Origin of the sequence: Kitasatospora sp. NPDC085895, from assembly GCF_040702125.1 — a bacterium.
GTDB classification, from domain to species: domain Bacteria; phylum Actinomycetota; class Actinomycetes; order Streptomycetales; family Streptomycetaceae; genus Kitasatospora; species Kitasatospora arboriphila.
The window spans coordinates 1-2,796 of sequence record NZ_JBFBJY010000201.1 but is presented as its reverse complement, the minus strand read 5'-3'; the positions used below and the strand labels follow the sequence as shown (position 1 = coordinate 2,796).

Here is a 2,796-nt window from a genome sequence, read left to right as displayed (position 1 = left end):
CTGAGGACAAGCCCTCGGCCTATTAGTACCGGTCAACTCCACCCCTTACGGGGCTTCCATATCCGGCCTATCAACCCAGTCGTCTACTGGGAGCCTTACCCTCTCGAGGAGGTGGGAGTGCTCATCTCGAAGCAGGCTTCCCGCTTAGATGCTTTCAGCGGTTATCCCTCCCGAACGTAGCCAACCAGCCATGCCCTTGGCAGGACAACTGGCACACCAGAGGTTCGTCCGTCCCGGTCCTCTCGTACTAGGGACAGCCCTTCTCAACACTCCTACGCGCACAGCGGATAGGGACCGAACTGTCTCACGACGTTCTAAACCCAGCTCGCGTACCGCTTTAATGGGCGAACAGCCCAACCCTTGGGACCTACTCCAGCCCCAGGATGCGACGAGCCGACATCGAGGTGCCAAACCATCCCGTCGATATGGACTCTTGGGGAAGATCAGCCTGTTATCCCCGGGGTACCTTTTATCCGTTGAGCGACGGCGCTTCCACAAGCCACCGCCGGATCACTAGTCCCTACTTTCGTACCTGCTCGACCCGTCAGTCTCACAGTCAAGCTCCCTTGTGCACTTACACTCAACACCTGATTGCCAACCAGGCTGAGGGAACCTTTGGGCGCCTCCGTTACCCTTTAGGAGGCAACCGCCCCAGTTAAACTACCCACCAGACACTGTCCCTGATCCGGATCACGGACCCAGGTTAGACATCCAGCACGACCAGAGTGGTATTTCAACGGCGACTCCACAACAACTGGCGTTGCTGCTTCACAGTCTCCCACCTATCCTACACAAGCCGAACCGAACACCAATATCAAGCTATAGTAAAGGTCCCGGGGTCTTTCCGTCCTGCTGCGCGAAACGAGCATCTTTACTCGTAATGCAATTTCACCGGGCCTGTGGTTGAGACAGTCGAGAAGTCGTTACGCCATTCGTGCAGGTCGGAACTTACCCGACAAGGAATTTCGCTACCTTAGGATGGTTATAGTTACCACCGCCGTTTACTGGCGCTTAAGTTCTCAGCTTCGCCCGACCGAAATCGGACTAACCGGTCCCCTTAACGTTCCAGCACCGGGCAGGCGTCAGTCCGTATACCTCGCCTTACGGCTTCGCACGGACCTGTGTTTTTAGTAAACAGTCGCTTCTCGCTGGTCTCTGCGGCCACCCCCAGCTCGGACCGTAAAGGTCTCCACCAGGGCTGGCCCCCCTTCTCCCGAAGTTACGGGGGCATTTTGCCGAGTTCCTTAACCACAGTTCACCCGAACGCCTCGGTATTCTCTACCTGACCACCTGAGTCGGTTTGGGGTACGGGCCGCCATGAAACTCGCTAGAGGCTTTTCTCGACAGCATAGGATCATCCACTTCACCACAATCGGCTCGGCATCAGGTCTCAGCCTTCATGAGTGACGGATTTGCCTATCACTCGGCCTACACCCTTACCCCGGGACAACCACCGCCCGGGCTGGACTACCTTCCTGCGTCACCCCATCGCTCACCTACTACCACCTTGGGCCGCCGGCTCCACCACTCCCCTTCACCCGAAGGATCCGGGGCGGCTTCACGGGCTTAGCATCAGAGGGTTCAGCGTTGGCGCTTCATAGCGGGTACGGGAATATCAACCCGTTGTCCATCGACTACGCCTGTCGGCCTCGCCTTAGGTCCCGACTTACCCTGGGCAGATCAGCTTGACCCAGGAACCCTTGGTCAATCGGCGCAAGAGTTTCCCACTCTTGTATCGCTACTCATGCCTGCATTCTCACTCGTGAACCGTCCACGACTCGATTCCTCGGCCGCTTCACCCGGCACACGACGCTCCCCTACCCATCACAGCGGGCGTTGGCCCTCATGCTGCAATGACACGACTTCGGTGATGTGCTTGAGCCCCGCTACATTGTCGGCGCGGAATCACTTGACCAGTGAGCTATTACGCACTCTTTCAAGGGTGGCTGCTTCTAAGCCAACCTCCTGGTTGTCTCTGCGACTCCACATCCTTTCCCACTTAGCACACGCTTAGGGACCTTAGTCGGTGTTCTGGGCTGTTTCCCTCTCGACCATGGAGCTTATCCCCCACAGTCTCACTGCCGCGCTCTCACTTACCGGCATTCGGAGTTTGGCTAAGGTCAGTAACCCGGTGAGGCCCATCGCCTATCCAGTGCTCTACCTCCGGCAAGAAACACGCGACGCTGCACCTAAATGCATTTCGGGGAGAACCAGCTATCACGGAGTTTGATTGGCCTTTCACCCCTAACCACAGGTCATCCCCCAGGTTTTCAACCCTGGTGGGTTCGGTCCTCCACACGGTCTTACCCGCGCTTCAACCTGCCCATGGCTAGATCACTCCGCTTCGGGTCTTGGGCATGCAACTCAACCGCCCTCTTCGGACTCGCTTTCGCTACGGCTACCCCACACGGGTTAACCTCGCTACACACCGCAAACTCGCAGGCTCATTCTTCAAAAGGCACGCAGTCACAGTCCGAAGACTGCCCCCACGGCTTGTAGGCACACGGTTTCAGGTACTATTTCACTCCGCTCCCGCGGTACTTTTCACCATTCCCTCACGGTACTATCCGCTATCGGTCACCAGGGAATATTTAGGCTTAGCGGGTGGTCCCGCCAGATTCACACGGGATTTCTCGGGCCCCGTGCTACTTGGGAGAAGCTCAAGCGAGCCGTACAGATTTCGTCTACGGGGGTCTTACCCTCTACGCCGGACCTTTCGCATGTCCTTCGACTACCCATACGGTTTCTGACTCGCCCAGCCGCCGGCAGACGACTGAAGAACTTTCCCACAACCCC

General features: G+C 57.5%; 1 rRNA gene. It reads right to left on the bottom strand.

The features are described 5' to 3' along the window. Positions 1-2: 2 nt before the first annotated feature. A 23S ribosomal RNA gene (locus tag AB0442_RS42110) occupies positions 3-2,796 on the bottom strand; the annotation flags it as partial.